Origin of the sequence: Streptomyces sp. NPDC012835 (assembly GCF_042900885.1) — a bacterium.
Lineage (GTDB): Bacteria > Actinomycetota > Actinomycetes > Streptomycetales > Streptomycetaceae > Streptomyces.
The window spans coordinates 1592723-1618015 of sequence record NZ_JBIBBW010000001.1; the positions used below are offsets into that span (position 1 = coordinate 1592723).

Below are 25293 nucleotides of genomic sequence, written 5' to 3' on the forward strand. Positions count from 1 at the left end.
TCACGTGGCCGAGCAGCACTCCCCCCGTTCCCTGATCGTCACCCTGTACGGCGCGTACGGGCGCGCCCCCGACGGCGTCCCGCTCGCGGTGGCCGAGCTGATCCGGCTGCTGGGCGCCCTCGGTGTGGACGCGCCCTCGGTGCGTTCGTCGGTCTCGCGGCTGAAGCGGCGCGGGCTGCTGGTCGCGGAGCGTACGGAGCGGGGTTCGGCCGGATATGTGCTGTCGGCGCAGGCGCGGCAGCTGCTCGACGACGGGGACCGGCGGATCTACGCCTCCGCCCCGCCCCGGCTCGCGGACGGATGGGTGCTGGCGGTCTTCACCGTCCCCGAGTCGGAGCGTCACAAGCGTCATCTGCTGCGCTCCCGGCTGGCCCGGCTCGGCTTCGGTACGGCGGCGCCCGGGGTGTGGATCGCGCCCGCGCGGCTGCGCGAGGAGACGGTCCATATGCTGCGCCGGCTCGAACTCGACGCGTACGTGGAGCTGTTCGGCGGTGAGTATCTGGGCTTCGGGGCGACGGCGGAGGCGGTGGCGCGCTGGTGGGACCTGGCCACGATCGCCGGGCGGTACGAGGAGTTCCTCGCCGTGCACGAGCCGGTGCTGCGCGGCTGGGAGGGCGGCCGGGAGGGCTCGCCGCAGGACGCCTACCGCGACTATCTGCTCGCGCTGGACTCGTGGCGGCTGCTGCCGTACGCGGATCCCGGTCTGCCCGCCGAGCTGCTGCCGCCGGACTGGCCGGGTGAGCGGTCCGCCGAGGTCTTCGCCCGGCTGCACGCCCGGCTGAGTGCTCCGGCACGGGAGTTCGTCGACGGGAGCCTCACGGCGGGGTGAGGCGTGGCTTCGGGGCGTCGGTCCGGCCGGCCGGGGGCGGGCGGCTGCCCGCGCGGTACGGCACCGGCCAGGGCGCGGCGGGCCCTTCGTACCCCTGGGCGGCGGCGGCGTGCAACGTCCAGTTCGGGTCGTGGAGATGGGGTCGGCCGAGGGCGCACAGATCGGTACGGCCCGCCAGGACGAGGGAGTTGACGTCGTCCCAGGAGGAGATCGCGCCGACGGCGATGACCGGGACGGACAGGGTGTTGCGGATCAGGTCGGCGAACGGCGTCTGGTACGAGCGGCCGAACTCGGGCCGTTCGTCCGGGACGACCTGTCCGGTCGAGACGTCGATCGCGTCGGCACCGTGCTCGGTGAAGGCGCGGGCGATCGCCACGGCCTCTTCGGGGGTGGTCCCGCCGGGAGCCCAGTCGGTGGCGGAGATGCGGACCGTCATGGGGCGCTCGGCCGGCCAGTCGGCGCGTACGGCGTCGAAGACTTCGAGCGGGAAGCGCAGCCGCCGCTCCAGCGAACCGCCGTAGGCGTCGGTGCGCCGGTTGGTGAGCGGGGAGAGGAATCCGGAGAGCAGATAGCCGTGTGCGCAGTGCAGTTCGAGCAGATCGAAGCCGCAGCGCTGGGCCCGTCGCGCCGCCGCCGCGAACTGCTCGCGTACGGTGTCGAGTTGGCGCCGGTCGAGCTGATGCGGCACCTGGCTGATCCCCGGCCGGTACGGCAGCGGGGAGGCGGCGTACAGCGGCCAGTTGGCGGCCCGCAGCGGCTCGTCCATGCCTTCCCACATGAGCCGGGTCGACCCTTTGCGGCCGGAGTGGCCGAGCTGGACGCCGATGGCCGTACCGGGCGACCGGTGGTGGACGAAATCGGTGACGCGGCGCCAGCCCTCGCCCTGTTCGCGGGTGTAGAGGCCGGTGCAGCCGGGGGTGATCCGGCCCTCGGGGCTCACACACACCATCTCGGTCATCACCAGACCCGCGCCGCCCAGGGCCCGCGCCCCGAGATGGACGAGGTGGAAGTCGCCGGGCACACCGTCCGCCGCGCTGTACATGTCCATGGGGGAGACGACGACCCGGTTGCGCAGGGTCAGCCCGCGCAGCCGCAGCGGGGTGAACATCGGCGGGGTGCCCGGCGGGCAGCCGAAGTCCTCCTCCACGGCCCGGGTGAAGCCGGGATCGCGCAGCCGCAGATTGCCGTGGGTCACCCGGCGGCTGCGGGTGAGCAGCCCGAAGGCGAACCGGTGCGGCGGCTGGGCGGTGTAGGTGGCCAGCTCCTCGAACCAGCGCAGACTGGCGGCCGCCGCGCGCTGGGTGGACTCCACGACCGGGCGGCGTTCGCTCTCGTACGCGGCCAGCGCGGCCGGCAGATCCGGCCGCTCCTCGATACAGGCGGCGAGCGCGAGGGCGTCCTCCATGGCGAGCTTGGTGCCGGAGCCGATGGAGAAGTGGGCGGTGTGGGCGGCGTCGCCGAGCAGCACCGTACTGCCGTGGCTCCAGCGGTCGTTGACGACGGTACGGAACGCGGTCCAGGACGAGGCGGGGGAGCGTGAGGAGGCGCGGGAGCGCAGTGGCCGGCCGCCGAGGGCGCCGGCGAAGATCTCGGCGCAGCGGTCCACCGACGACCGGGTGTCCGGGCCGGCGAAGCCGGCCGCGCGCCACACCTCCTCGCGCATCTCCACGATGACGGTGCTCGCGTCCGGGGCGTACGGGTAGCCGTGGAGCTGCATCACGCCGTGCTCGGTCTCGGCGGTCTCGAAGCGGAAGGCGTCGAGGGCGAAGTCGGCGGCGAGCCAGATGTAGCGGCAGCGGTGGGTGGTGATCGTCGGACCGAAGGTGTCGGCGTGGGCGGCGCGGGTGGGGCTGTGCACACCGTCGGCGGCGATCACCAGATCGTGGCCGGCGGCGAGCCGGGCCGCGGTCGGGGCCTGCGTACGGAGGTGGAGCCGTACGCCGAGGGACGCGCAGCGCTCGGCCAGGATCTCCAGCAGCCCGCGCCGGGCCAGCGCCGCGAAGCCGTGGCCGCCGGAGGTGAGGGTACGGCCGCGGTGGACGATGTCGATGTCGTCCCAGCGCACGCACGACGCCCGCAGGGCCCGGTGGACGACGGGGTCGGTGTCCGCGATGCCGCCGAGGGTCTCGTCGGACAGGACGACGCCGAAGCCGAAGGTGTCGTCGGGGGCGCCGCGCTCCCAGACGGTGATCTCCCGGGCGGGGTCGAACCGTTTGAGCAGGGCGGCCGCGTACAGCCCGCCGGGTCCGCCGCCGATGACGGCGACGCGCAGCGCGCGGCCGGCGCGTGCGCCCGGACCTGTGCCCGTGCCGGCTCCTGTGCCCGTGCCGGGGGCGGTCATCGGCCCCGCCAGAGAGGGGCCCGCTTCGCGGTGAAGGCCGCGTGGAACTCGGCGTAGTCCTCGCCGTTCATCAGCAACGCCTGGGTGGCGGCGTCGAGTTCGACCGCCGCCGCGAGCGGCATGTCCAGCTCGGCGGTGAGCAGGGCCTTGGTCTGCGCGTACGCCAGGGCGGGGCCCGAGGCGAGTGTGCGGGCCAGCTCGCCGGCCCGGTCGGCGGACCGGCCCTCTTCGGTCACTTCGCTGATCAGGCCGATCCGCTCGGCCTCGGGCGCGCGTACCGGCTCACCGAGCATCAGCAGCCGGGTCGCGTGCCCGAGCCCGACGACCCGGGGCAGCAGATAGGCGGCGCCCATGTCCCCGCCGGAGAGGCCGACGCGGGTGAAGAGGAAGGCGAAGCGGGCGGTGGGGTCGGCGATGCGGAAGTCGGCGGCGAGCGCGAGGACGGCTCCGGCCCCGGCCGCGACTCCGTGCACGGCGGCGATCACCGGGAAGGGGCACTCGCGGATCGCCCGTACGACCTGTCCGGTCATCCGGTTGAAGTCGAGGAGCGCGGCGGTGTCCATGGCGAGGGTCGCGCCGATGATCTCGTCCACGTCGCCGCCCGAGCAGAAGCCGCGCCCCTCCCCGGCCAGCACCAGGGCACGCACCGACCGCTCCCGGGACAGCTCGGCCAGCAGATCGCGCAGATCGGCGTAGGCGCCGAAGGTGAGCGCGTTGAGTTTCTCGGGGCGGGCCAGCGTGACGGTCGCGACGCCGTCGTCCTGCCGTACCAGCCGCAGATGCCGCCACTCCCGGGTACGGGACGCGGAACCTCGGAACGGGCTCATGGAGGCCGGCCTCCTTCAGCGCGTGTGTGCCGCGGATGCTGTTGCCGTGTGCCGTGTACCGCGCGTCGGTCGGCGTGCACCGTCGCCGTTCGAAGGTATCACCCATGTGTGACTATCGTCACGAGTGCGCGATAAGCCGGCGTCGCAGGGGGCCGAAGGTCCCGTGCGACGGGGTCCAAGGTCCTGTCCCGGCCGGGCCGGCGCCCCTTGCCCTTGCCTTTACGCTCCGTAAAGTTGAACGTAATAGGACTTACCCGCTCCTGTTCCACGCGCCCCCGATCGGACCGCCCGCCCATGACCGAAGCCGCAGACTCATCCCCCTGGCGAGTCACGCTGCCGCACAGCACCGAAGCCGTGCCGCTCGCGCGCGCCCTGGTCCGTACGGCGCTCGCGCACGTGGAGGAGAGCGCCCACAGCGATACGGCGGAGCTGCTCACCGCGGAGCTGGTCGCCAACGCCATCCAGCACACCGGCGGCGACCACCCCATCGAGCTGGTGGTGCGGCTCCTCCCGACCGGCTGCCAGGTCGAGGTGCACGACCGCGACCCGGCCCCGCCGGGCGATCTCTCGCGCCCGGGCGTCATGCCGGACCCCTGGCAGGAGGACGGCCGCGGCCTGCTGCTGATCAGCACGCTCAGCTCGGCCTGCGGCCACCGCCCCACGGACCGGGGCAAGGCGGTCTGGTTCACCCTGCCGGCGTGCTGAGCCGCTCGTACGCCGGATCCCTCGCGGGCCCCGTCAGGCGGGAGCGGAGTCCTGGCGGCCCAGCGTGGCCACCAGAACGGCCTTGATGGTGTGCAGCCGGTTCTCGGCCTCGTCGAAGACGACCGAGTGCGCCGACTCGAACACCTCGTCCGTGACCTCCAGCTCCGTCAATCCGTGCCGCTCGTGGATCTCGCGGCCGACGGCGGTGCCCAGGTCGTGGAAGGCCGGCAGGCAGTGGAGGAACTTCACCTCGGGGTTGCCGGTGGCACGCAGCACGTCCATCGTCACGGCGTACGGCCCCAGGGCCGCGATCCGCTCGTCCCAGACCTCCTTGGGCTCCCCCATGGACACCCAGACGTCGGTGGCCACGAAGTCCGCGCCCGCGACGCCGTCCGCGACCTCCTCGGTGAGGGTGACCCGGGCGCCGCTGACGGCCGCCGCCTCGTCGGCCAGGGCGCGGATCTCCTCGCTCGGCCAGTAGGCACGCGGCGCGACGATCCGTACGTCCATCCCGAGCAGGGCGCCGGTGACCAGATACGAGTTGCCCATGTTGAAGCGGGCATCACCCAGATAGGCGAAGGCGATCTCCGTCAGCGGCTTGTCGGAGTGCTCGGTCATGGTGAGCACGTCGGCGAGCATCTGGGTGGGGTGCCAGTCGTCCGTGAGGCCGTTGAACACGGGGACACCGGCGTGCGCCGCCAGCTCCTCGACCGTCGCCTGGGCGTCCCCCCGGAACTCGATGCCGTCGAACATCCGGCCGAGCACCCGGGCAGTGTCCCTGGCCGACTCCTTCTTCCCGATGTGCGAGCCCGCCGGGTCGATGTACGTCGTGGCGGCCCCCTGGTCGGCGGCCGCCACCTCGAAGGCACAGCGCGTCCGGGTCGACGCCTTCTCGAAGATCAGCGCGATGTTCCTGCCGCGCAGCCGCTGGACCTCGGTGCCCGCCTTCTTCGCGGCCTTGAGTTCCGCGGCCAGATCGATCAGGTCGCGGAACTCCTCGGCGGTGAAGTCCAGCTCCTTGAGGAAGTGGCGGCCTTCGAGGTGTATCGCCATGATGGCTGCTCCCGGAGCGCGTGAGGGTGGCGGAAGAACGGTCGAAACCGTAACTATATACGATGTCCCGTATTGCTATACAGCCGCCGTGGAGCGCCCGCCCCCGACCGCCGCCCCACCGGACCCCGCCGTGCCACCGGGCGGCCTCGCGCTAGGCGGCGTCCCGCTCCACCGGGCAGCTCATGCAACGGGGCCCGCCGCGCCCCCGGCCCAGCTCGCCACCGGGGATCTCGATCACCTCGATGCCCTGCTCGCGCAGATGGCTGTTGGTGGTGACATTGCGCTCGTACGCGACAACGACCCCGGGCTCGACGGCGAGCACGTTGCAGCCGTCGTCCCACTGCTCGCGCGCCGCCGAGTGCACATCCTGCGTGGCGGTCAGCACCCGGATCGCGTCGAGCCCCAGCGCCGCCGCGATGGCCCGGTGCATGTGCTCGGCCGGATGGTCGGTGACCTTCAGCTCCCGGCCGCCGACGCCCGGTTCGATGGTGTACGAGCGGAGCATGCCGAGCCCCGCGTACTGCGTGAAGGTGTGGTCGTCGACCATGGTCATCACCGTGTCGAGATGCATGAACGCCCGCCGCTTGGGCATGTCCAGCGCCACGATCGTGGTGGCGGAGCCCGCCGCGAAGAGACCGCGCGCCAGCATCTCCACCGCCTGCGGGGTGGTGCGCTCGCTCATCCCGATCAGCACGGCGCCCCTGCCGATGACCAGGACATCGCCGCCCTCGATGGTCGAGGGGTAGTCGTCCTGCCCCTCCGACCAGTGGTGGAACCCGGCCGCGAGCGCTCCCGTGAAAAGCGGATGGTGCTTGTAGACCGCCTCGAAGTGCACGGTCTCGCGCTGTCTCGCCGGCCAGCGCATGGCGTTGATGGACACCCCGTCGTAGATCCAGGCGGAGGTGTCCCGGGTGAAGAGGTGGTTGGGCAGCGGGTCGAGGAGGAAGTCGTCCAGATCCATCACATGGAAGCGGACCGAGGTCGGCTCGGCGTGCCGCTCCAGGAAGTCCCGCTTGGTCATCCCGCCGACCAGCGCCTCCACCAGCTCGTCCGTGGGCAGCTCGTCGAAGACGTCCCGGAGGTGCGCGGTGGCGAGCGGGCCGTACTCCTTCTCGTGGAAGACCCGGTCCAGTACGAGCCCGCGCGCGGTCGGCAGCTCCAGCGACTCCCGGAGCAGATCGCCGAAGAGGTGGACCCGTACCCCCCGCTCGCGCAGCACGGCGGCGAAGGCGTCGTGCTCCTCCTGCGCGCGGCGTACCCAGAGCACATCGTCGAAGAGCAACGCGTCCTTGTTGCCCGGGGTGAGCCGCTTCAGCTCCAAGCCGGGGCGGTGCAGTACGACGCGGCGCAGCCGCCCGGTCTCCGAGTTCACCTGGAATCCCATGGCCCCATCGTGGCGCGATCGTCCCGGGAGCACCACCGTCACCGTCCGGCGGCGGCCGGATCCGGGCCGTGCCGCCGCCGGACGGCGTTCCGGGTCCCGCCGCCGGTCGGTGTCGGAGCCGGGGGTCGACCGGTTCCGACTCCAGGGGGCGACCGCGAGGCGGCTCATGACCTCCAGGGCCGCCGCCGCGTTCTCCTCGCGTACGGCGAGGCGCGCGAGGTGGCAGGTCTCCACGATCCGCCTGCCCCGCACGTCGGCGACGGTCTCGGCGAGTCCGTGGGTGACCTGGACCTTCTTGCCTGGAGCAGGCGGCCGAGCTTGCTCTCCTGGTTGCCCGGCACGCACAGCGCGTCGCCCGACGCGACCATGTCCATCACCCGGCGCAGCGCACCGGGGCTGTCGGGGCCCCGGTCGACGAGGTCGCCGACGAAGACCGCCGTACGGCCTTCGGGGTGGGCCCCGTCCACATAACCGAGCCGGGAGAGCAGGGTCTCCAGCTCGGAGTGGCAGCCGTGGACGTCCCCGATGATGTCGAGGGGGCCGGTGTCCGAGGTCGTTGTAGCGGCGTTCGAGCACGACCCGGACGCCGGCCGCCTCCGCCTCACCGCGCAGGATGTGAACCTTCCGGAAGCCCTCGCGCTCCAGGCCGCGCAGCGAGCGGCGCAGTTCGCGCTGGTGCCGCTTGATCACATGGCCTGGCCTACCGGTCAGGCAGCAGCCGGTTGACCATCGTCTCGGGCTCCGCCCGCATATCCAGAGCCTTCATGGCCGCCGCCGAGTTCAGACGAGCCTTGGAGGTTGGGTCTTGAACACGGTCGATGAAGGTCGTCGCGATTTCGAGCTTGTGATCGATGTCGATCTTCTTCTCGTTATCCTCGGCGGCCTTCGTGAGGCTGGCCATGGTGCGCTTCGAGTGAAGCGCCGAAGCGCCACCGCCGACGGTAATCAGCGCGCCGGTCAGACTCGTCAGGAGCGGCAGGTGGCTGAGGTAGGGATTCCCCGCGCGCACCAGCGCCAGAACGGCCCCGGCGAGGATCACCACCCCGCCGCCCGTCATGAACCACACGCTCAGGCGAAATGTCCACTCCGCCTGCTTCAGCGTGTGGTTCAGGAAGTCGAAGTAGAACTTCTGTCGCTGCTCCGGGAGGCTCGCATCGCGTCCAGCCTGATAGACACGCCCGGCGTCTACGTCTCCGTTAATGATGACGTTCTCAGGGGTGTCGTCATCGCCTGTCGTCTCCACCACCTCGGGCCCCCGTTCACAGCGACTGACGTTCCGTCAACTCCATCCAGAGCAACTCCGGCAGTCATGATCGAAGGGCACGCCAGCGCGTCTCAACGCGGGTTCAGCGCACGCATGGCCGAGTTGATGACATGGTGGGCGTCGGCCCCGTACACGGCCGACTCGCGGAGGGTGCGCCAGACCTTCGAGTACAAGGCGACGTTGTCGGCGTCGTCCAACCACATCTCGGCGTGCCAGTCCTCCGCGACCACCAGGCGGTCATCAAGGATCCAGAAACCGTTGGCGGGCACGATCTTCACGGACGCCGTGAACGGGATGACGCCAAGCTCCACCGTGTCCATGCCGATCATGCCGTTGAGGCGGTCGAGCTGGGCGACCAGCGCTGAGCGCGGGCAGATCAGCGACCGCAACGCGGCCTCCCACATCAGCACGTGCAGCTTGCGGCGGGGTCGGTACAGCCACTCCTGGCGCTGTGCCCGGGAGAGCACGGCGGCCTCAATGTCGCTGGCTCCGCCCAGCAGCTCCGAGTAGCGCCGGATGACGTGGCGCGTGTACTCGGGGGTCTGCAACAGCCCAGGGATAACCGACTCTTCCCAGATCCATATCTCCGAGGTGTGCTCGATCTCCGCGCTCAGCCCGTCGTGCAGCGGCTTGAAGCCGTTCGCCAGGGCGCGACGCCATGACCTGATGTGTGACTCGAACCCGGCCAGTCGGGCGGCAAGCTCGGCGTACACGCCCGGCTGCTCGGTCGCGGCGGCCCACGCTCGAAGGTCCTCGGGGGTGGCTGTCTGCTTACCGTTCTCCAGCTTGCTGACCTTGGAGCCCTGCCAGCCGAGCCGCTGGGCGAGCTGCTGACCGGTGAGCCGACCGCCAGGGCACGTGAACCTGAGTTCGCGCAGCCGCTTCCCCAAGGCTGCCCGTGCCTGCTGGTAGTCGGTGATCATCCGTCACGCGCTATTCGGTCGGGGCCACTTGCGCGGCGAACTGGCCGTACGGGACAGCGTGGTGTACGGCCGCGTCGCGGATGATGGCGTACCGCACGACTGCGGCCGGTTCGGTGATCAGCTCGGTGTCGAGCATGTTGTCCTCGTCATCGAAGTGCAGCAGAGCGACGATGCGTGAGTCGAAGATCCAGAAGTCCTCAGCGGGCAGAGCGGCCCTGTCTGCGTCCGCGCGCCACAGGTAGCGCATGTCCTCGCCGACCGCCGCGTTGTGCCGGGCGTAGTCGAGCAGGAACAGTTGCTCGGTGGTGGGCGGGTTGTCGGCGACACGTACGCGGCCGACGCGCTTGCCGGCTTCCGTCTGCGCCTTGATGTTGACGAACCAGGGCTCGTTGGGATCGCAGGGCGATGACCCGGTGGCCAAGAACGCCTGAAAGTCGAGGTCCTGTCGATCCGACGCGTAACCACGCCGCGTCTCCAGTCGCCAAGCCGTGTGCTTGAAGGTCTTGAAGAGACGCCGGAAGGTGTCCCGGTCGACCAGTTCCGGCACACGCTCCATCTCCTTCGGTCCCCAGTTCACGAGCAGTTCGCGCGGGACGGCCACCGCTACGTCGTCCGGCCCGAAGTGCTGGAGCTGTGCGAGCTCTCCGGGGTCCGTCACGGGCTTGCCTTGAACGATGACCTCGCCGGCGCCCTCGCCTGTGTGTAGAGCGGGGCAACCGTCGACCTTGCTGTCTGTGCCGGTGAAGCGCAACTGACGAGCCATGGACGCTCTCCCTTCCAAGGGGGGGTTGATCCAACAGCATGGCCAGGGCCTCAGCTCGACACCATGAGGTCAAGCACGGGTCAGGAGAAAACAGCAGCAATCTTCGTTATCGGTCGAGCAAATTCGAGAAATCAGCATACTGTCGGGCGGCTCCCTGCTTCTAGCGTCACGTTCATGGCAATCAAGGAACAGCAGGACATCGCCCCCTTCGTGGCGATCCAGTCGCTGCGGGCAGCGTTGGCCGATGTCGGGCTCGTCCTTCTCTCCCCGAGCTCGGACAGCGCGTCCCCCGCGTTGCGGCTCATTGAACTGGGGCGGTCGCGTGCCGACGTGGTCAGCCGCCCGGCCGAAGCACTTCAGCGAAGGGGCCACGAGTGACCGGATTCGAGAAGCCGCCGACGACCCTCAGCCATGGTGCGTTGCCCTACCCGCGCGGCACGCTCGTGGTGGACACGATCTCGGAGCGGAAGGGCCTGTTGATGGGCGTCCTCGAGGAGCGTCTGAAAGGGTCGGGCAAGCTGGTCAGCCAGCAAGCGTTCATAGTGCCGGAGGGGGGCGGACTTGAGTGGGACGTACCGCTGGAGCGCGTCCAGCCCGCAGAGCCCGGAGCCGCCACATAGATCGTCCCGGCCTCCGGTGGCAATACGGAGCGCACGAGACCCCGCCCCCGGCCCCCAGGACCGGCGGGCAGACGCGAGGCCCGGGAGAATGCCCTCCCGGGCCGTCAGGAACACCTGGCCGCGTAGCGCCCCTCGCCCCCGTCACGACGAGGAGTTTTCACCGGGCGGGGCCCTGTGCGGGACGCGGTCGGGTCCGGGAAGCAGGAGCGGTCCCTCCGGAAAGGCGCTATGCCGTCAGCGCGGCCAGCTCCGCTATCCCGGCGGGCCCCACCCGGCAGCAGCCGCCGACCAGCCGCGCCCCCGACCTGCCCCAGGACCGCACCCCGGACGGGTCGAACGCGGCCTGCCCGCGCCAGTCCCGCGCCGTCGCGTCCCACTGCTCGCCGCTGTTCGGGTAGACGACGACCGGCTTGCCCGTCTCCGAGGCGGCGATCTCGACGGCCCGGTCCGTGTCGGCGGGGTCGCAGCAGTTGACGCCCACGGCGAGGACCTGATCGTTCCCGGCGGCGAGGGCGAACGCCTCGGCCAGCGGCTGACCGGCACGGGTGCGCCCGCCCTCGACGGAGTACGAGAGCCACACGGGTACGCCGCAACCCTCGGCGGCCCGCAACAGGGCCCGGGCCTCGTCCGTGTCGGGCACGGTCTCCAGGGCGAGCACATCGGGACCCGCCGAGGCGAGCGCCTCGATCCTGGGCCGGTGGAACCGCTCCAGCTCCCCGACCGGCACCCCGTACCGCCCCCGGTACTCGCTGCCGTCCGCGAGCATCGCGCCGTACGGGCCGACCGAGGCGGCCACCCACACCTCCCGCTCCCCCGCGTCGGCCGCGCGGCGCGCCAGCTCCACGCTGCGGGCCAGCAGCGCGGTCGCCCCGTCGCGGGCGACGCCGCGCCGGGCGAAGCCCTCATAGGTCGCCTGGTAGCTGGAGGTGATCAGCACCCGCGCACCCGCCCGTACGTACGCGGCGTGCGCCGCCTCTATCTGCTCGGGACTGTCGACGAGCAGCCGGGCCGACCAGAGCGGGTCGGACAGGTCACAGCCCTGGGCCACGAGTTGGTCGGAGAGACCGCCGTCGAGGACGACGGTCTCCTCGGCGATGGCCGAGGCGAGGGTACGGGTGGGCTTCACAACTGCTCCGGTTCTCCGGCGCTCCGGTTCTCGGATGCTCCAGCTCTCAGATGCTCGGCTGCTCCGGCGCTCCGGCGCCCGAGGCGCTTCCACGCCCGGGGCACCGGAGAGGTCAGGACTCGGTACCGGGTGTCTCCCGGCCGCCGCCGTCCGCTCAGCTCAGCTGGGACTGGACCTGCGCGGAGATCAGCTCCAGATGGTCGAGGTCGTCGAGATCCATCACCTGGAGATAGATCCGGGACGAGCCGACGGCGGCGTAGCGGCCGATCTTGTCGACCACCTCGGCGGGCGAGCCCGCGAGCCCGTTCGCCTTCAGCTCCTCCACCTCCCGGCCGAGCGCCTCGGCCCGCCGGGCCACCTCGGCGTCGTCCTTGCCCACGCAGACCACCAGCGCGTTCGAGTACACGAGGTCGTCCGCCTCGCGCCCGGCCGTCTCGGCGGCGGCCCGCACCCGGCCGAACTGCCGCTCGGTGTCCTCGACCGAGGCGAACGGGATGTTGAACTCGTCGGCGTACCGCGCGGCGAGCCGCGGGGTGCGTGTCGCGCCGTGTCCGCCGATCAGGACCGGCACCTTGTGCTGTGCGGGCTTGGGCAGCGCCGGCGAGTCGGTGAGCTGGTAGTGCGTACCGTCGTGGCTGAAGGTCTCGCCGACCTCCGTGGCCCACAGCCCGGTCACGATGGCCAGCTGCTCCTCCAGCCTGGCGAACTTCTCCTTGGGGAACGGAATCCCGTACGCCGTGTGCTCCTCCTCGAACCATCCCGCGCCGAGCCCCAGCTCGACCCGGCCGCCCGACATCTGGTCCACCTGCGCGACCTGGATGGCCAGCACCCCCGGCAGCCGGAACGTCCCGGCGGTCATCAGGGTGCCGAGCCGGATCCGCTTGGTCTCCCGGGCCAGCCCGGCGAGGGTGATCCAGGCGTCCGTCGGCCCCGGCAGCCCGTCGACGGAGCCCATTTTCACGTAGTGGTCGGAGCGGAAGAAGGCGTCGAAGCCCAGGTCCTCGGTGGCCCTGGCCACGGTCAGCAGTGTGTCGTAGCTCGCCCCTTGCTGGGGCTCGGTGAAGATTCGAAGATCCATGGTCTCCATCCTGCACCTTCGCCCGGTGCACTTCCGCACCGTCCCACCGCGGCCGATGTCACACCGGCCCCACCGGCGAGTCCTCCGCGCCGTCCCGCTCCCAGCACAGCTCCGGGGCCCCGGCCCATTCCGGGTGCCGCTCCCGCTCCCGCTCGCGGTCACGGTCCCGCGTCAGGAGCCGGCGCAGCATCCCGCCCACCCGGTCGCCGGTCTCGTCGGCGGCGTCGATCGCCTCCATGCACTGCCAGTACAGTCCCTCCTCGTCCGTGTCGCACGCCACGGCGACCAGCGCGATCCCCACCTCGCCGAGCAGCGCGGCCAGTGCGGTCAACGCCGCCCGCGCGTCGGGCATCCCCGAGAGCCTGCGCGCCCGTATCACCCCTTCGACGAGCCCCGGCTGGTCCGGCAGTCCGCAGCCGCGCCCGCCCGCCTCGCACAGCTCCCGCGCCTCGCCCCGCAGCTCCGCCGGCCCGCCCAGCGCGAGACAGTGGCCGATCGCCCGGGCGAGTGCCTGGGCCTGCCATGCCTCCGTGAGGACCTCCCACGCCTCCGTGCTTCCCGCCAGGGCATGGCGGCTCACCCCGATGAGCCGTTCCGCATTCATCCGCTGCCCCCATTCGTACGACAATCCTGCCCACCAACTCCCACTACCCAGAGTGAGGGAATAGCGACAGAAAGGCCAGAGCATTGCGGAAATCTGTGGACAGCTGACTCGTTGTGCATAAGTCGCTCACTCCGCAGAGTGACGATCAGGCGGAATCCGGGGGCTGTGTCGACTCCTTGACCGGGAAGCGGGCCTCATTCCGCTCCAGCTTCGCGGCGAGCGCCGTCAGCGGGTCGACCCCCAGCACCGCGCAGAACTGGAGGAGATACGCGAGCACGTCCGCGACCTCGTCGGCCACCCGGTGCGCCGACTCCGGGTCCTCCATCACCCGCGCCGACTCCTCGGGTGTCAACCACTGGAAGATCTCCAGCAGTTCGGACGCCTCGACGCTCAGCGCCGCCGCCAGGTTCTTGGGGGTGTGAAACCGCTCCCAGTCGCGGGCCGCCGCGAACTCGGTCAATCGCTCCCGCAGCCGTGCCATATCCATGTCCGTCACGGGGTCAGGTCTACCACCGTTGCCCCGGCGGTCCCCCGCACGCACGAGGCGTCGGCGACCGTCCCCACCAGTCTGAGGCCGCCCTCCGCGCACGCACCCGCCGCCAGGGAGAGCAGCTCCCGCGCCTGCCGCCGGTCCAGACTGCGGTCGAACCCGTCGGCGAGCACGGTGAGGGACCGCAGCGCCGGGTCCACCTCGGCGGGACCGGCCGGTATGGCCACGCCGGGGGTGCTCACCCCGCTGATCAGCACGAGGGCGAGCGCCAAATACCGCAACTCGCCCTCGCCCAGCCGCTCCAGCGGTGTCGGGGCCCGGCGACCCGAGTCGTCCCGGGCGAGCAGCGCCCGTACCGTGCCGTCGGCGAGCCGCTCGACGGCCAGTTCGGTGACCGGGCCCGCGCAGCCGGCCCGCGCGGCCGCTGCCAGCCGGGCGGGCAGCCCGCCGTGCGGGTCCCTGGCGCGGGCGAGGAGCCGGTCGAGGACGGCGGGGAGGTTCTCGCAGCCGCGGCCGAGGCGTGCCCGCCCCGCGGCCACCGGTCGCCGCATGAGCTGCGGCTGCGGGTCGCAGACGAGGACGGACCGCAGCGCCAGCACCGTCTGCTCGGCGGCGGCGAGCACCCGCAGCTGCCCCTGTGTCCGGCCCGCGACCCGCAGCGGCAGCAGCGCCGTGCTCAGCCGGTCGTCGGGCAGCGGCGCGCGGGTCACGGGCACGGTGCCCGCCGTGTGCCAGGCCGCCTGGACCGTGGGGCGACCGGGATCGCGCAGCGCCGTGGCCAGCAGGGTCTGCCCGCCGCCGGTGAGCCGCTCGCCGACGATGCGCAGTTCGGGTTCGGCCTGGACCGCGAGATCGAGCCGTACGGGACCGGCGGGCCCGTCGACGGTGCAGCCGATACGGAACCCGCGCCGTCCCTGCGCGTCGGCGGCGGCCCGCTCCGGGACACAGGCCGCCGCGTCGGGGAAGACCTCCGTCAGCGGGGCGCCCGCGCCGAGCCGGGCGAGCGACTCGTACGCGCGCAGCGCCGTGGACTTGCCGCTGCCGCTCGCCCCGGTGAAAAGCGTCATCGGGCCCAGCGGGAAGGCCGCTCCGCGGTGCGAGGTGAAGGCGGAGAGCCGCAGCTCGGTGACGGCGGGACGGGGACGGAAAGGTTCCATGGCCGGACCGTATGCGGCGGCCCGTGCGCCGAACCGTTCCTGCGGAGCCCCCTTCCCACCATCGGGGGACGGCCGGGACAACGGCACGGACCGGGCGCCGGTCAGGGCAGCGTGTCCTCGGGCGCCCCCTCCACCTCCGTACCGTCGGGAGCCAGCAGGAAGACGTTCTTGTCGACCCGGTGCATCGCGCTGCCCAGGCCGAAGACGACACCGCTGCTGAAGTCCAGGATCCGTTTGGCCACATCGGGTTCGGCGGCGGTCAGGTCCAGGAGCACGGGGATCTCGGCGAGCAGGTGGTCGGCGACCTCCCGCGCGTCGCCGAACACCTGCACCCGCAGCACGATGAACCTCCGGGTCTCCGCCGCGTAGTCGGGGACGGTCAGGTGGTCGACCCTCGACGGCCATTCGTCACGTCCGCGCAGCGGCACGACCTGGGCCAGGCCCTCCCACTGCTCGTCGGTGGCGTCGTACCTGTCGTACCTGCTCACCGGATCACCTCGCCCGCACACTGTGTCTGCATCCGGACATCCTCCCGCCCCTCACCCGTTCGGCCCATCAGCGACACGGCCCGGCCGGTGATCGGCTTCGGCCGGGCCGCCCGCCGTCGGCCGTCCGGGTCAGCGGGCCGTCGGGTGCTCCCGTCGTATCTCCAGACCGGCCGGCGCCTCGATGCGCGCGGTGCCGTCGGCGTCCACGGAGATGTCCAGCCGGCCGCCCGCGACCTCGAACCCCTCGGCCCTGAGCGGCCGGTACGCCTCAGCGAAGGCGGGCGCGACGGTCAGCGTGCCGCCGGGCACATCGGCGGAGAGCCCCAGCGCCGACTGGAGCACCACGACCGACGAGGCCGCCGCCCACGCCTGCGGGCGGCAGGACGCGGGGTACGGCGACGGCACCGGATCGCTCGCCGCGCCATGGCCGGCGAACAGCTCGGGCAGCCGCGCGTCGAACCCGGCGGAGGCCGTCAGCAGACCCCCCGCGAGGCTCGCGGCGGTGTCCGCGAACCCGGCCCTGGCCAGCCCGTGGACCGCGATCGCGGTGTCGTGCGGCCAGATGGAACCGATGTGGTAGCCGTACGGGTTGAACCCCACGGAGTCGCTGCTCAGGGTGCGCAGCCCGTGCCCCGAGTCGAGGTCGGGCGCGCCGAGCCGGGCGGCGAGCAGGGCGCTCTCCTCCTGGTCGAGCAGACCGGTGCCGAGCAGATGGCCGAAGCCCGAGGTGACCGAGTCGACCGGCCTGCCGTCCCGGTCGAGGGCGACGGCCGGGTAGGCGCCGCGCTCGTCCTCCACCCAGAACCGGCTGCGGAAGCGGTCGCCGAGCCGTTCGGCCCACTCCTCCCAGCGGTCGGCGCCCGGCCGGCCGAAGGCGCGCAGCAGGGCGGCGCCGCCGCGCGCCGCCTCGTACGCGTACGCCTGGACCTCGCACAGCGCGATCGGGGAGGCGGCGAGGCGGCCGTCGCGGTGTCTGATGGAGTCGCCGGAGTCCTTCCAGCCCTGGTTGGCCAGGCCGCGCCCGGTCTGGTCGACGTACTTCAGGAAGCCGTCGGGGTCGGCGTCGCTCTGGGCGCGCATCCAGTCCAGGGCCGATTCGGCGTGCGGCAGCAGCTGTTCGACCTGCTCGGGGGCGAGGCCCCAGCGCCAGGAGTCGTGCAGCAGGGTGATCCACAGCGGGGTGGCGTCGACCGTGCCGTAGTAGCAGGGCGGCAGGGAGAAGTCGTCGTCGAAGTTCTGGGCGGCCCTGCGCACTTCGTGCAGGATCTTGCCGGGCTGTTCCTCGGTGGCCGGGTCGGTCGCGGTGCCCTGGCGGCGGGCGAGCGTGCGCAGGGTGCCGGCGGCGAGACCGGTACCCAGCGGCAGCAGCATCCGGGCGGCCCAGAGCGAGTCGCGGCCGAAGAGGGTGAGGAACCAGGGGGCGCCGGCGGCCAGGAACTGATCGGCCGGGCCCGACTGGGCGGGCGTGGTCGGGTCGGTCAGCCGGAGCCGGTCCAGATCCGCGACCGACTGGCTGAGCCACTGGTCGAAGCGCCGGTCGGCGCTGCGCAGGACCGGGGTGCTCCAGGGGAGGGCGCCGGCCGGGGGCGCCGGGAACTGGTCGCCGTCCGCATGAGAAGCGTCACAGCGCAGTACGGCGGTCCAGGTCCCGCCGGGTGCCAGGTCGACGTCGTACGCGAGGCGTCCGGACCCGGCGTCGAGGGCGGTCGGCCGGGGTGAGCTGGTCAGGTCCGAGGAGAAGGTGTCCCGGGTCCAGCCGAACCCGTCGCCGGCGGCGTTGGGGGTCGCGGGCAGGAGATCACACGCGTCGCCCTGCTTGACGCGCTCCATCGGGGCGAGGTCGGTGGTGGCGGTGACGACGATCCGGAAAGTGACGTCGCGGATGCCCGCGTTGCTCACTTCGAGGGTCTCCTCCAACTGCCCGGAGGTGAGGCGGCGTCGCCGGTGCAGGGTGACGGCGGGGTCGGGTGTCGACTCGCCCAGGCCGCGCAGCACGGCGCGGAAGGCGGCCCGGTCCGCGCCGTCGAGTCCGCCCCTGGCGGGTACGACGGCGATGCCGTCCGCCTCGACGGTCAGCCGGGCCAGCGCTCTGCTGTCGCCGTGGTAGAAGCCGTCGGCACCCCCGGCGATCTGACCGTCCGCGTGGGATATCGCGAAGCTCGGCGCGTACAGCGTCACACACGCGTCGTGCAGGAAGGGCTGGAGGCCCTCGGCCGAGGGGCCGGCCGCCGCCGCGACGGAGTTCATAACGTCGTGGGTCTTGACAGTAGTGGACAACAGAGCAGAACCTCTCAATTATTGGAGCGTTCCAAGAACCCTAACGACGACTTCAGCTCGTTGACAATGGCATTGGAACGCTCCAATCAACTCATCACTTCGCACGAACGGTTCCGGAGACAGTCATGCCCCGCCCCGCCGACAGCCCCGCGCCCAAGGCCGGTCCCGTGACCCTGGCCATGGTGGCGCGCCGGGCCGGTGTGTCCCCGCAGACCGTCTCGAACGCGCTGAACTCCCCCGGGCTGTTGCGTCCCGAGACGCTGGAACGGGTCAGCCGCGCCATCGACGAGATGGGCTACCGCCCGCACCGCGCCGCCCAGACGCTGCGCACCCGCTCCAGCAAGCTCATCGGTTACGGCATACGCCCCACCGCCCCCGGCGCCCCCGCCCCGGTGATGGACCGCTTCCTGCACGCCCTGTCCGAGGCCGCCGACGAGGCCGGATACCGGATTCTGCTGTTCGCCTCGCCGCCCGGCAGCGCCAGCCTGGACGGACACGAGGAACTGCTCGATCTGCACAGCGTCGACGGTTTCGTGCTGAGCGGCACCGACCGGGGCGACCCGCGTCAGGCGTGGCTGGCCAGGAGCGGGGTGCCGTTCGTGGGCTTCGGCCGGATGTGGTCGGGCCGGCAGATCGGCGACTGGGCCGATGTCGACGGCGCCTCGGGCACCGACGCGGCGGTCGAGCATCTGGTGGGCCTCGGCCATCGCAGGATCGCCTTCCTCGGCTGGCCGCGCGGCTCCGGCGTCGGCGACGACCGCGCGGACGGCTGGCGGCGGGCCATGCGCCGGCACGGACTGCCCGTGCGCGGCCGGCGGGGGCAGAGCGTCGATGACATCGAAGCGGCGCGGGAGGCCGCGGGTCCGCTCCTCGACGCGGGCGCGACGGCCGTGGTCGCCGCCAGCGACGTGCTGGCGATGGGCTGCTACCGGGCGCTGCGCGAGCGCGACGCCGTGCCGGGCGGGGACGTCGCCGTCATCGGCTTCGACGACTCCCCCACCGCCCCGCTGCTCTCCCCCGGACTGACCACCCTCGCCCAGCCGTTGGAGGCGGTGGGCCGCGAGTGCGTCCGGCTGCTGCTGGCCCGGATGGCGAAGCCCGACGCCGCCCCCGAGCGCGTCCTGCTCGAACCCACGCTGGTCGTACGGGACAGCGCGCCGCCGCCCGGCGGCTGAACCCGTACCGCCCGGCACACTCCCCCGGCCACCGCCCGGGCCGTCCCCGGAGCCGCAGCGCCCGAGGCGCCCCCAGAGTCACTCGAACCACGCCCCCTTCAGGGCGATTGAGCCGCACTTCTCATCTTTCATGGAGGAACACATGGTCACCCGCACGGCCGTCGCCGCCCTCGCCACCTGCGCGGCGCTGCTGACCGCCACCGGCTGCTCGTCCAGCTTCGACAGCGGCAAGGAGCCGGCCCAGGACAAGGCCGCCCAGCAGAAGCTGACCGTACTGATCGCGACCTCGGGGGACGCCGAGACCCAGGCGGTCAAGGCGGCTACCGCCGCGTACGCCGAGCAGTCCGGCAACTCGGTCACCGTCGAGGTGGCCAAGGACATGAACCAGCAGCTCGCCCAGGCATTCGCCGGGCACAAGCCGCCGGACGTCTTCTATGTCAACTCCGACCAGTTCGCCAACTACGCCAAGGGCGGCTCGCTGTACCCGTACGGCGACCAGATATCCGACGCGGACGACTTCTCCGAGCAGCTGCGCACCTCGTTCTCGTACGACGGCAAGCTGGTGTGTCTGCCCAAGGACACCTCCACCCTCGGCCTCGCCATCAACACCGACCTGTGGAAGAAGGCCGGGCTGACGGAGAAGGACTACCCGAAGGACTGGGACCAGCTGAAGTCCGTCGCGGGCAAGCTCACCGGCGGCGGGGTCACCGGGCTGGTCACCAGCGACGAGTTCCAGCGGCTCGGGGTCTTCATGAAGGAGGCGGGCGGCTGGATCACCGACGCGGACCAGAAGAAGATGACCGCCGACTCCGCCGCCAACGTCAAGGGGCTCACCTTCGTCCAGTCCATGCTGAAGTCCGGCTCGATGAAGTTCGCCAAGCAGGTCGACACCAGCTGGGGCGGCGAGGCGCTCGGCAAGGGCAAGGCCGCCATGACCATCGAGGGCAACTGGCTCGACGGCGGGATGAAGCTCGACTACCCCGACGTCGAGTACGCCATCGCCCCGCTGCCCGCGGGCCCGGCCGGCCAGGGCACGCTCGCCTACAGCAACTGCTGGGGCGTGGCGCAGGAGAGCGAGCACCGCGCCGCGGGCGTCGACCTGGTGAAGTACCTCACCTCCGCCGAGCAGCAGAACACCTTCGCCGACGCGTTCGGTGTGATGCCCTCGCGCACCTCCGCGCTCACGACATACGCGAAGAAGCACCCCACCGCCAAGGCGTGGGTGGACGGCAGCGCCTACGCGCAGGGCCCGGTGACCATCGCGGGCTTCGACAAGGTGCTCAGCCAGTTCAACACCGACCTCCAGTCGCTGCGTACCGCCGACCCGAAGAAGATCCTCGCCGACCTTCAGCGCAACGGCGAACAGGCGATCGCGAAGGGCAACTGAGCCCTCATGTCCCTCCGCACCACACGCGCGCGCCCCGCGGAGCGCGGCGCACCCCGAACGACCGGCACACCGGGCGAACCTGACACGCCCGGTGCCGCCGGTACGCCCCCGACGGCCCGCAACCGTGCCCCGCGCGCGGGCCGTCGGGGGGAAGGCGCCTGGGGCTGGCTGTTCGTCAGCCCCATGGTGATCGTCCTCGGCCTCTTCCTGGTGCTGCCCATCCTGATGGCACTCTGGGTGAGCCTGCTGCACTGGGACGGGCAGTCCAACCCGTTCAGCGCCCAGGCCGATTTCGTGGGCCTGGACAACTACCGGGCGCTGCTCACCCAGGACGGTCTCGACCGCACGCTCTTCGCGACCTCGCTGCGCAACAACGCGTACTACGTCCTGCTGACGGTGCCGCTCCAGACCCTGCTCGCGCTGGGTCTGGCGCTGATCGTCAATCAGAAGGTGCTGCGGGCCAGGGGCGCCCTGCGCACGACGTTCTTCTTCCCCTCGGTCACCAGCTCCATCGCCGTCTCGACGGTGTTCCTCTTCCTCTTCCAGGGCAGCGGGGCCGTCAACTCCCTGCTCTCCTGGATCGGGGTCAAGGGGCCGAACTGGTTCGCCGACCCGCGCGGTGTCCTCTCCCTGATCCTGGGCGATCTCGGCATCGTCGATCCCGCGAAGCCGGCCGGGGCGCTGGCGGACCACTCCTTCATGGGCCTGTCCTGGTTCGAGTGGCTCTCGGGCCCCTCGGTCGCGATGTGCACGATCATCCTGCTGGCCGTGTGGACCACCTCCGGCACCTTCATGCTGATCTTCCTCGCGGCGCTCCAGGACATCCCCCGGGAGCTGGAGGAGGCGGCCGCCCTGGAAGGGGTCAACCGCCGCCAGCTGCTGCGGTACGTGACGCTGCCCGCGCTGCGCCCCGTGCTGTTCCTGGTCCTCACCCTGGGACTGATCTCCACCTGGCAGGTCTTCGACCAGGTGTACGTGATGGGCCAGGGCGCCCCGGGCAATACGACGCTGACGCCCGCGTTCCTGTCGTACTCCTCGGGCTTCGACAACGCGGACTTCGGTCAGGGCTCGGCGATCGCGTTCATCCTGCTCGCCCTGATCCTCTGCCTGACCGCGCTCCAGCGCTGGGTGCTGCGGGAACGCGGCGAGCGCACCGGGAGGAAGCGATGACCGCCACCGCCACCGTCACGGCCGAGGACCGGCGGTCCCGGCGGGACCGTCGCAGGGCCGCGCGCGCCGCGTCCCGTCCGGTGCTGCCCCGATTCCCCACTCCGGCCAGGGTGCTGGGATACACCCTGGTGGTGGGGGTGGGGCTGCTCTATCTGCTGCCCTTCGCGATCCAGCTGGTCACGGGGTTCAAGACGGACCCGGACGCGGCGTCGCATCCGCTGTCGCTGCTGCCCGCCACCCCGACGACGGCCGCGTACCAGCGGCTGTTCGGGCTGAGCGAGTCGGCCCAGGGGGTGCCCTTCCTGCGCTGGCTGTCCAACTCGGCGTTCGTGGCGGTACTGGTGACCGCCGGCCGGGTGCTGTTCGACTCGATGGCGGGGTACGCGCTGGCGCGGCTGCGCTTCCGGGGCCGTTCCGTGCTGTTCGGCTTCGTGCTCGCGGTGATGGCGGTGCCGGGGGTGGCGCTGCTCATCCCGAAGTTCCTGGTGCTCAACACCTTCGGGATCTTCGACACCTACACCGCGATGATCGTGCCGCTGCTGGTGGACGCAGCGGGGATCTTCATCATGAAGCAGTTCTTCGAGTCGGTGCCGCGCGAGGTCGAGGAGGCCGCCCGGGTCGACGGGGCCGGGGTGTTCCGGATCTTCTGGTCGGTGGTGCTGCCGATGGCCAGGCCCGCGCTGATCACATTGACGATCCTGTCGTTCCAGGGGTCGTGGAACGAGTTCACGCACTTCCTCGTGGCCACCCAGTCCGGCCAGTACGAGACGCTCACCACGGGGCTGGCGCGCTTCGTCTCGGGCGGGCTCGGCGGCGGCACCCAGTATCCGCTGAAGCTGGCGGCGGCGCTGCTGTCCACCCTGCCGGTCGCGGCGCTGTTCTTCTGCTTCCAGCGCTACTTCGTGAACGGGGCCAACTCGGGAGCCGTCAAGGAGTGACCTGGTCAGAGGGGGCGGCGGGCGCGGTGGGAAACTTGACGCGTCCGCCGTCCCCTCCGACTCAAGGCGCCACTTTGCCGTTCATCCGCGTCCCCCGTAGACCCGTCACCCGTATATCGGTGGCGTCCCTGCTGCTCGCTCTCCCGCTCGCCCTGTCGGGGTGCGCCACCGGAACCGGCGACTCCACCGCCGCCCCCGACCGCCAGGTCAAGCAGTTGCCGGCCGACCGGCCCTTCGACTACCAGCTCGGCGGCCCCTACACCCCGCCCGAGGGGGTGCGTACGGTCGTCCGTGACCGTACGGCCTCGCCGGAGCCAGGGGCGTACAACATCTGCTACGTCAACGCGTACCAGACGCAGCCGGACGCCGTGAAGTGGTGGCAGAAGAACCACCCCGATCTGCTGCTGCGGGACGCGGACGACGAACTGGTCGTCGACGAGGACTGGCAGGAACCGCTGCTGGACATCTCCACGGCCGACCGCCGTGAGCGGCTGGCACGTATCGTCGGCGGCTGGTTTGACGGCTGCGCGGAGAAGGGGTTCGACGGGCTCGACTCGGACAACCTGGATTCGTATCTGCGCTCGGACGGGCTTCTCGACCGGAAGCAGGCGGCCGCCTTCGCCGAGCTGCTGGTGGCACGGGCCCACCAGGCCGGGCTGGCGATCGGCCAGAAGAACGCGGCGGAGATGGCGCCGCTGGGCCACAAGCTCGGGTTCGACTTCGCCATCGCCGAGGAGTGCGCGCGCTACGACGAGTGCGCGGCCTACGCGGACGCCTACGACGACCAGGTGCTGGTCATCGAGTACCGCCGGGCGGATCTGAAGGCCGCCTGCCGGGAGTGGGACGGGCGGCTCGCGATCGTGCTGCGCGACCGCGATCTCGTACCGGCGGGAGAGCCGGGCCATGTGAACGAGCGCTGCTGACCGGCTCGGGCACGGGTCACCGCACGCCCGGCCGCGGGCGCCGCTCAGGAATCTCCGCCCGCCCGGCCGCGCCCGGCCCGCAGCCTCTTGCGGCGCGTGTCCTCCTCCTCGAAGAGCGCGGTCAACCGCCGTGAGTACTCGTCGTGTTCGTCAGGGGCGTCCTCGTCCTCGTCGTCGTCCTCCGAGATCAGCCCCTGTTCGAGCTGCTGCTGGTGCTGCACCATCACCGGCGGCTCGGGGTCGTGGTCGGAGGGGCGCGGGCCCTCCGGGCCGTCGGGGCCGATGCGCACCAGGCGTTCGATCCGCACGATTCTGAAGTGGCGTCCCTCGACGGTGAGTTCGTCGCAGCGCTCCGCGTCGAGGTGGTCCGCCGCCGCCGAGTAGGGCACACGTTCCGCCGGCCCGAGCCCGCGCTTCCAGGGGATCATCACCCGCAGCCTCATGGCCAGGGAGTCCCGCGCGGCCTGCGGGGTGACGGAGGTGGCGGGGGAGTCCGGCCGCCACTGCCCGCGCACACACTCGGTCGTCATGAAGGCGGCCGGCAGCAGCACCCCTCCGGGATGTGTCCGGGCCGCGGCCAGCGCGTCTCCGCGTACGTCCGCCGGGACCGTGCCCGCCTTCGGCATCAGGGAGAGGAGTTCGACCTTCAGGATGCCCTCCGACATACCGGTGGCGATGACCGGATCGAAGACGAACCCGGCGGCCGGGTCCGGAGCCCGGTGCGACTCGCCCGGCTCCATGGGATCGGGGTCGGTGGCACGCGGCGGCTCGGGCCCGTCGGGTCCCGACCGTACGTAGCACTCGGCCCGCGCCACCCGGTAGCGGGCGCCGAGCACGGTCATCTCGTCGTTCGTCTCCCACTCGGTCCGCTCCGCCGCGCGCATGCACTCCTCGCGCGCGCTCTCGTCACCGGCGCGCTCACACTTCTGGGCGAGCAGCCGGAACTGCGCGCCCATGCTGTCGCGGCCGTCCTGCGGAGCCAGACCCGAGAGCGACGAGACCAGCTCCCAGCCGCCCGCCTCGCGCTCACGCACCACACCGAAGAGCGGACCACCCGCCGAAAGAATGTCCGGGTACGCCTCACGCGCCTGCCACGCCGCCACGTCCGCCACCGCGTCGACCGGGCCGTCGGGGCCTGTCACCCGGATCGTGCGGTACGCGGGCACGTTCTCACCATGCTCAGCCATGCCCACCAGCATGCCCACTCGTACCGGGCGGACGGGGTGAATCAGCGGAAACAACAGCCGACCGCGTGACATGGATCCACACTCGTGCATACGTCTGAGAACAAGGGGCGCGTCGGGAGCCGCCGCACGCCGTTCCGTTCGCGGCGCGCTATCCCGGTCGCCGGGGCCAGCGGGGAAGCCGGAGACCTCGGCGGCGCGCCCGTGGCGGGAGCGCGGGACCGGCGCCCCGGTAGGGCAGGCCGGTGTCGCCACCGCCCGTTCCCTCGGGGCCGGTTCCGGTGTCCAGCGGAGGGTGCAGCCCCTCCTCGTCGTACCGGGTGGTGGCGATGGTCTCCACGAGCTGTTCCTCGGTGAACTCCTCGGAGCCGCGCACCTGCGGAACGAATCCGACCAGCACGCCGTCGCGCACGACCTCCGCCCGCAGCCCCATCGCCGCGTCCATGTCCCAGATCGCCTCACCGCCGCCGATGAGCACGATCTGCACTCCGCACTGGTAGACGCCCAGATGGGCGAGGTGCGCGGGCACACCCCGGGCGCGCAGCGACGAGACGAGACGGCCGGCGCGTTCCTCATCCATCCGTGGC

At 71.7% G+C, this 25293-nt stretch carries 25 protein-coding genes and 1 pseudogene; 9 read left to right on the top strand and 17 right to left on the bottom strand.

Features of this window, described 5'->3' with window-relative positions; translation table 11 throughout:
- The first annotated feature begins 4 nt into the window (after nt 1–4).
- The gene (locus ACFY6S_RS06495) at nt 5–829 is read left to right on the top strand and encodes a PaaX family transcriptional regulator C-terminal domain-containing protein (protein ID WP_388823497.1); all 825 of its coding nucleotides are present in this window, start codon (nt 5–7) and stop codon (nt 827–829) included.
- Here the strand turns inward: ACFY6S_RS06495 and ACFY6S_RS06500 are convergent.
- Entirely contained in the window at nt 816–3170 is a 2355-nt protein-coding gene (locus ACFY6S_RS06500; RefSeq protein ID WP_388823499.1) for a bifunctional salicylyl-CoA 5-hydroxylase/oxidoreductase, read from the bottom strand. The genes ACFY6S_RS06495 and ACFY6S_RS06500 overlap by 14 nt on opposite strands.
- On the bottom strand, nt 3167–3997 hold the full coding sequence (locus tag ACFY6S_RS06505) for an enoyl-CoA hydratase family protein (RefSeq protein WP_388823501.1): 831 nt from the start codon (nt 3995–3997) through the stop codon (nt 3167–3169). The genes ACFY6S_RS06500 and ACFY6S_RS06505 overlap by 4 nt, the downstream gene beginning before the upstream one ends.
- A gap of 294 nt (nt 3998–4291) precedes the next feature.
- Here ACFY6S_RS06505 and ACFY6S_RS06510 point away from each other — a divergent pair, with 294 nt between their 5' ends.
- Nucleotides 4292–4702 carry an ATP-binding protein gene (locus ACFY6S_RS06510; RefSeq protein WP_388823503.1) on the top strand — a complete coding sequence of 137 codons (411 nt, stop codon included), beginning with the start codon at nt 4292–4294 and terminating at the stop codon, nt 4700–4702.
- A gap of 33 nt (nt 4703–4735) precedes the next feature.
- Here ACFY6S_RS06510 and argF read toward each other — a convergent pair whose 3' ends face one another.
- The 6 genes and pseudogenes from argF to ACFY6S_RS06540 form a co-directional block, all read right to left on the bottom strand.
- On the bottom strand, nt 4736–5755 hold the full coding sequence (argF, locus tag ACFY6S_RS06515) for an ornithine carbamoyltransferase (RefSeq protein ID WP_388823505.1): 1020 nt from the start codon (nt 5753–5755) through the stop codon (nt 4736–4738).
- Nucleotides 5756–5906: 151 nt separating this feature from the next.
- Entirely contained in the window at nt 5907–7139 is a 1233-nt protein-coding gene (locus ACFY6S_RS06520; RefSeq protein ID WP_388823886.1) for an arginine deiminase, read from the bottom strand.
- Nucleotides 7140–7397: 258 nt separating this feature from the next.
- A pseudogene (locus ACFY6S_RS06525) lies at nt 7398–7838 on the bottom strand (metallophosphoesterase); the annotation flags it as partial.
- Between the two features lies 1 nt (nt 7839).
- A complete protein-coding gene (locus ACFY6S_RS06530; RefSeq protein ID WP_388823507.1) occupies nt 7840–8385 on the bottom strand; it encodes a hypothetical protein in 546 nt (181 codons plus the stop codon).
- Between the two features lie 89 nt (nt 8386–8474).
- The gene (locus ACFY6S_RS06535) at nt 8475–9326 is read right to left on the bottom strand and encodes a helix-turn-helix domain-containing protein (RefSeq protein ID WP_388823509.1); all 852 of its coding nucleotides are present in this window, start codon (nt 9324–9326) and stop codon (nt 8475–8477) included.
- Between the two features lie 10 nt (nt 9327–9336).
- A complete protein-coding gene (locus ACFY6S_RS06540; protein ID WP_388823511.1) occupies nt 9337–10089 on the bottom strand; it encodes a DUF6879 family protein in 753 nt (250 codons plus the stop codon).
- Nucleotides 10090–10263: 174 nt separating this feature from the next.
- On the opposite strand from ACFY6S_RS06540, the gene ACFY6S_RS06545 reads away from it, so the two are divergent.
- Together ACFY6S_RS06545 and ACFY6S_RS06550 are read left to right on the top strand one after the other, a co-directional pair.
- Nucleotides 10264–10467, top strand: coding sequence for a hypothetical protein (locus tag ACFY6S_RS06545; protein WP_388823513.1), 204 nt, complete (start codon nt 10264–10266; stop codon nt 10465–10467).
- Nucleotides 10464–10709 (top strand): hypothetical protein, encoded by a 246-nt coding sequence (locus tag ACFY6S_RS06550; protein WP_388823515.1) that lies wholly within the window; start codon nt 10464–10466, stop codon nt 10707–10709. The genes ACFY6S_RS06545 and ACFY6S_RS06550 overlap by 4 nt, the downstream gene beginning before the upstream one ends.
- A gap of 226 nt (nt 10710–10935) precedes the next feature.
- Here the strand turns inward: ACFY6S_RS06550 and mmuM are convergent, their stop codons facing one another.
- The 7 genes from mmuM to ACFY6S_RS06585 all read right to left on the bottom strand — a co-directional run bounded on the left by mmuM (nt 10936) and on the right by ACFY6S_RS06585 (nt 17899).
- On the bottom strand, nt 10936–11835 hold the full coding sequence (gene mmuM, locus ACFY6S_RS06555; protein WP_388823517.1) for a homocysteine S-methyltransferase: 900 nt from the start codon (nt 11833–11835) through the stop codon (nt 10936–10938).
- 154 nt (nt 11836–11989) lie between these two features.
- Complete coding sequence (locus ACFY6S_RS06560; RefSeq protein WP_388823519.1) at nt 11990–12913, bottom strand: LLM class F420-dependent oxidoreductase; 924 nt, start codon at nt 12911–12913, stop codon at nt 11990–11992.
- A 58-nt stretch (nt 12914–12971) separates the two neighbouring features.
- On the bottom strand, nt 12972–13517 hold the full coding sequence (locus ACFY6S_RS06565) for a DUF6099 family protein (RefSeq protein ID WP_388823521.1): 546 nt from the start codon (nt 13515–13517) through the stop codon (nt 12972–12974).
- Nucleotides 13518–13662: 145 nt separating this feature from the next.
- A complete protein-coding gene (locus tag ACFY6S_RS06570) occupies nt 13663–13998 on the bottom strand; it encodes a nucleotide pyrophosphohydrolase (RefSeq protein WP_388823888.1) in 336 nt (111 codons plus the stop codon).
- 11 nt (nt 13999–14009) lie between these two features.
- On the bottom strand, nt 14010–15164 hold the full coding sequence (locus ACFY6S_RS06575) for an ATP-binding protein (protein WP_388823523.1): 1155 nt from the start codon (nt 15162–15164) through the stop codon (nt 14010–14012).
- A 101-nt stretch (nt 15165–15265) separates the two neighbouring features.
- Entirely contained in the window at nt 15266–15652 is a 387-nt protein-coding gene (locus ACFY6S_RS06580) for a cell division protein SepF (RefSeq protein ID WP_388823525.1), read from the bottom strand.
- 129 nt (nt 15653–15781) lie between these two features.
- Nucleotides 15782–17899, bottom strand: a complete 2118-nt coding sequence (locus tag ACFY6S_RS06585; RefSeq protein WP_389461623.1) for a glycogen debranching N-terminal domain-containing protein — start codon at nt 17897–17899, stop codon at nt 15782–15784.
- A 155-nt stretch (nt 17900–18054) separates the two neighbouring features.
- Here ACFY6S_RS06585 and ACFY6S_RS06590 point away from each other — a divergent pair, with 155 nt between their 5' ends.
- The 5 genes from ACFY6S_RS06590 (at nt 18055) to ACFY6S_RS06610 (ending at nt 23522) form a co-directional block, all read left to right on the top strand.
- Nucleotides 18055–19104 carry a LacI family DNA-binding transcriptional regulator gene (locus tag ACFY6S_RS06590; RefSeq protein ID WP_388823529.1) on the top strand — a complete coding sequence of 350 codons (1050 nt, stop codon included), beginning with the start codon at nt 18055–18057 and terminating at the stop codon, nt 19102–19104.
- A gap of 142 nt (nt 19105–19246) precedes the next feature.
- Nucleotides 19247–20491, top strand: a complete 1245-nt coding sequence (locus ACFY6S_RS06595; RefSeq protein ID WP_388823531.1) for an extracellular solute-binding protein — start codon at nt 19247–19249, stop codon at nt 20489–20491.
- A 183-nt stretch (nt 20492–20674) separates the two neighbouring features.
- Nucleotides 20675–21661 (top strand): carbohydrate ABC transporter permease, encoded by a 987-nt coding sequence (locus ACFY6S_RS06600; protein WP_388823533.1) that lies wholly within the window; start codon nt 20675–20677, stop codon nt 21659–21661.
- The gene (locus ACFY6S_RS06605; RefSeq protein ID WP_388823535.1) at nt 21658–22599 is read left to right on the top strand and encodes a carbohydrate ABC transporter permease; all 942 of its coding nucleotides are present in this window, start codon (nt 21658–21660) and stop codon (nt 22597–22599) included. The genes ACFY6S_RS06600 and ACFY6S_RS06605 overlap by 4 nt, the downstream gene beginning before the upstream one ends.
- Before the next feature lie 119 nt (nt 22600–22718).
- Nucleotides 22719–23522, top strand: a complete 804-nt coding sequence (locus ACFY6S_RS06610; protein WP_388823537.1) for an endo alpha-1,4 polygalactosaminidase — start codon at nt 22719–22721, stop codon at nt 23520–23522.
- 44 nt (nt 23523–23566) lie between these two features.
- On the opposite strand, the gene ACFY6S_RS06615 is transcribed toward ACFY6S_RS06610, so the two are convergent.
- Nucleotides 23567–24709 (bottom strand): DUF5954 family protein, encoded by a 1143-nt coding sequence (locus ACFY6S_RS06615; RefSeq protein WP_388823539.1) that lies wholly within the window; start codon nt 24707–24709, stop codon nt 23567–23569.
- A gap of 148 nt (nt 24710–24857) precedes the next feature.
- Nucleotides 24858–25286, bottom strand: coding sequence for a hypothetical protein (locus ACFY6S_RS06620; protein WP_388823541.1), 429 nt, complete (start codon nt 25284–25286; stop codon nt 24858–24860).
- Between the last annotated feature and the right edge of the window lie 7 nt (nt 25287–25293).